The organism is Candidatus Igneacidithiobacillus taiwanensis (assembly GCF_031962545.1).
GTDB lineage: Bacteria > Pseudomonadota > Gammaproteobacteria > Acidithiobacillales > Acidithiobacillaceae > Igneacidithiobacillus > Igneacidithiobacillus taiwanensis.
The window spans coordinates 1,877-5,505 of the sequence record NZ_JAVRKK010000125.1 but is presented as its reverse complement, the minus strand read 5'-3'; the positions used below and the strand labels follow the sequence as shown (position 1 = coordinate 5,505).

3 protein-coding genes are annotated in these 3,629 nt (G+C 56.0%); all 3 read left to right on the top strand.

Features of this window, described 5'->3' with window-relative positions; translation table 11 throughout:
- Positions 1–1,042: MFS transporter (locus RTI30_RS11745; RefSeq protein WP_312283826.1), on the top strand; the 1,042-nt coding region annotated here is incomplete at its 5' end.
- Positions 1,035–2,306 carry an NAD(P)/FAD-dependent oxidoreductase gene (locus RTI30_RS11740; protein WP_312283825.1) on the top strand — a complete coding sequence of 424 codons (1,272 nt, stop codon included), beginning with the start codon at positions 1,035–1,037 and terminating at the stop codon, positions 2,304–2,306. The genes RTI30_RS11745 and RTI30_RS11740, both read left to right, overlap by 8 nt.
- A gap of 43 nt (positions 2,307–2,349) precedes the next feature.
- Positions 2,350–3,381, top strand: coding sequence for a carbohydrate porin (locus tag RTI30_RS11735; protein WP_312283824.1), 1,032 nt, complete (start codon positions 2,350–2,352; stop codon positions 3,379–3,381).
- Positions 3,382–3,629: the final 248 nt, after the last annotated feature.

Below are 3,629 nucleotides of genomic sequence, written 5' to 3'. Positions count from 1 at the left end.
CAGTTATGGGCTGCTCTACTTCCCAGAAATCCTCGGCGCCGTCCTTGCCGCCCTGGGTGCCGGTAGCATCCACCAGCAGTTGGGGGCCAAGGGACTTTTTCGCCTGGGTGCTCTCGTCAACGCCGTAGCTATGGCTTGTCTCACGTTGGCCTATTTTGGCGCTGGCAATTTTCTGTTTGTCCTCCTTCTCGCCGAGACGCTTTTGCTTGGGGTGGGCTTTGGCCTGACCAATGCCGCCATCAATCGCGCTGCCTCTTTGTTATTTACAGGCGCGGCAGCAGCAGCCGTTACCATCCTCAATGCCGTTATTGGTGGTGCCACCGCCGTGTCGCCGGTACTGCTACACTGGCTCTCCCAGCTAGGCGCTTGGAATATTTGGCCAGGCTTATTGCTCTTGCTTTGGCTTGCCTTGCTGCTGTTGCCCTTGGCTCGGGAAGAAAAAGCGGATAGCCAGGAATTGGGAGGGCTGCAGGCCTGGCGCCGGAGCATGTTGCCTTTTGCCCTGGGGGTGGTGATTTACGCCATTTGCGAGGGCAGCTTTGGGAGTTGGGCGGATGTGTTGGTGACCGTCGATCGCCACCTGCCCGCCGCCTCGGGTGCCCTCGCGCTCTCACTCTTTTGGGGGGGTATGACCGTGGCGCGTTTTCTTCTTGGGGCCATTCCTGATCATTGGCTGCCCCGCCGCTGGACCTATCTGGCTGCGCCCTTGGGCATGGCTGCATGCTTTTTGCTGATACCGGAACTCCGCTCTCCTGCCACCTTGATCATGGCCTTTACAGCAGCGGGATTTTCCTGCGGCATCTACTACCCGTACAGCATGTCGTACGGGATTGCGGCGCACCCCAAGGAAGGCACGCAAATGGCTGGTCTTCTCGTGGGTGCGCTGATGGTTGGCGAAGGCATTGGCTCCTCGGGGTTAGGACCGCTGCAGTCTCTCCTGCCCCTGGACCAGATCTATCGCTTCTCCGCCCTCTGGGCCATTCCCTTGCTGTATCTCGCGTGGCGTAACAGTCGAATTGCTCCTGAGGCAGGCCATGACTGACCGTGTGCTCATTCTTGGCGGCGGTTTTGCTGGCATTGCCGCCGCCAAGCGCCTCGCTGGACGAGGGCTGCAAGTCACCTTGCTCGATCAACACAATTATCATCTCTTTCAGCCCTTGCTTTACCAAGTGGCAACGGGGGAACTCCTAGGGGAAGCCATCTGCACGCCGCTACGACGGATTCTTTCCCAGGGCGGGATCGCCTTTCGCCTGGGTCGGGTAGAGACAATAGATCTGCAGCAGCGGCGAGTTACCCTGGCTGACGGGACTGCACTTTCCTACGACTATCTGCTGCTCGCCATGGGCACGGTAACTAACTTCTTCGGGAATCAGCAACTCGCCCGTACAGCCCTCGACATCAAGGGACTCGGTGCCGCGGAAAGGGCGCGCTCGACCGTTCTTCTGGCCTTGGAGCAGGCCAGTCAGGTCCAAGAGCCAATCCTTCGTAAGGCGTGGCTACATTTTGTCATTGCCGGCGGTGGTGCCGCGGGTGTGGAGTTCTGCGCCGCTCTGCTGGAAACGCTACAGGCGCTCGTCCCCAGCGAATACCCCGAGTTGGCTCCCCAGGAAATCGAGGTCACCCTGGTGCATGGGGGTGAGCGCCTCTTGCCGGGCTTTGCATCAAAACTACAGCAGCATGCCGCCCAACGCCTGCGCCATCTGGGAGCAAACCTTCGGCTACAAACCCACGTGCAACGGTACGATGGAAGGCAGGTACACTGTGATTCTGGGCCCGTTTTATTGGCAAAAACGCTGATCTGGACCGCGGGCGTGACCGCCAATCCAGTCTTGGAATCGCTGCCCGTTCCAAAGGGTTATGGTGGCCGTCTTCTGGTGGACGACTATTTACGGCTTCCCGATCATCCCGAAGTATTCGTGCTTGGAGATCTGGCTCTGCGACCGGAAGGATATCCCTGCCCTCAGGTGGCGCCCTTCGCCATGCAGTCAGGACACTATGCTGCGGAAGTGGTTTTGCAGTTGGTTCGACAACGGCCATTGCCAGCGCCTTTTGTCTATCGAGATCTTGGTAGCATGTCGGTCCTTGGGCGATTCGACGCCGTTTGCCAATTAGGAAAAACAAACTGGACTGGCTATCCCGCCTGGATGATGTGGCTTCTTTTGCATATCTACCGAATCATTGGTGCTCGTAATCGCCTACGCGCATTGCTCGATTGGTCTGGCGACTATCTGCGGCGTAGTCCGGCAGTGCAGCTGATTCGCGCCAGGGTAGAAGAGGGAGATGCTTGCAACAAAGAGGTACGCTAGGCTATTTGCGCATAATCAGATCTCTGGGTACTTCGATAATCCTATGCTGTTTGGAAATCTCTTGCCGCCACCTTGGCCCGAAGCTACACATTGGGGCGGGCGCATAGATAGCGAATATGTGGGCAACCTTATGGGCGGGCGTGAACGCAGCACCAGTGCCGACCTATTTGCCTATGCGCACCTGCGTGTGGACTCCAAGCCTTTTGGTTTAGGCCAGGGCCATTTCTATATGCAGGTGCTCGCGGCGCTGAATGCCCATGGTCGCCGGCCCGACGGCGGTGCCGGACTAACCCAAGCCGCCAGCAATCTCTACGCTGGGCAACAGCTGCGTCTAACCAAATTTTATTATACGGCGTATCGTGGTTCTACCATTTATCGAGTAGGAATGCTTAATATCTCGGATTATTTCAATGTGGTTGATGGTGCGCAATACCTGTTGAATAGTTCCTTTTGTCCTGTGCCCAATATCGGCGCCAATATTTCAGCGACGCCAACCATTCCCTATTCTGGTCTTGGCGTTATGGGCTCGCACAGATGGTACGATCAAGAAATAAAGGGAGCAGTATTTCAGGGAGACCCCATTCATCCGTTTAGCGGGGTTTTTAGTCGTGGCAGCTTTGCCATCCTTGAATGGGACCGCGAAGCGCAGATTGGTCGCTATACGCTGCAGTGGCAAGCTGGTGCTTGGCAATATACCCAGCGCAGGAGTCTCGCAGACAGTACCGGACCGGCAGGCAATGGTCTCTATTTTGCTGGTGCTGCGGCTGACGATACGCGAGGAGCTTTTTTCATGGCGGCAAGGAACCTCCGCGGTGGCGATCCGGTTACCACCTTCATGGGTGCTGGTGCGTATTTCTTCGGCTTGCTGCCGCATAGCGGAGAGGACGTCACGGCAATTGGGGTTGCCAATGTTTGGCTACGGGGCGGTGGCACGGAAACCGTCTGGGAATTATCGTACCGCATGCATATCGCCAACAATCTATACCTGCGTCCAGACCTGCAGTATTCTCCCAGGCCCTCGGGACGCTATGCATCGGCTCTGGTTGCTCTTCTACGCCTGCGTTGGCGCTTCTAATCGTAAATCTATCTGTAACTAGCGGCGTGATTCTGTAGATCGCGTATTATGTGTCGAGTCATTGTTTTTCCCGCTCTATGGCAAAGGAGTTTTGCAGAGTCTAGCGGATAATATTGTCTTCATATCTCTACCTGTAATAGTCCATCTGAGCAAATCCGAGAATCATGGACTATACTTAACATGGTGAAGTTGTATTTAGTGCTCATGCTTGCAAAAAGGAGATGTGATGACCAAAAATCCAATCATTG

Excerpts from the sequence above, each read along its gene's own strand:
- RTI30_RS11740 (WP_312283825.1), top strand. The coding sequence starts at position 1,035 with ATGACTGACCGTGTGCTCATTCTTGGCGGCGGTTTTGCTGGCATTGCC.
- RTI30_RS11735 (WP_312283824.1), top strand. The coding sequence starts at position 2,350 with ATGCTGTTTGGAAATCTCTTGCCGCCACCTTGGCCCGAAGCTACACAT.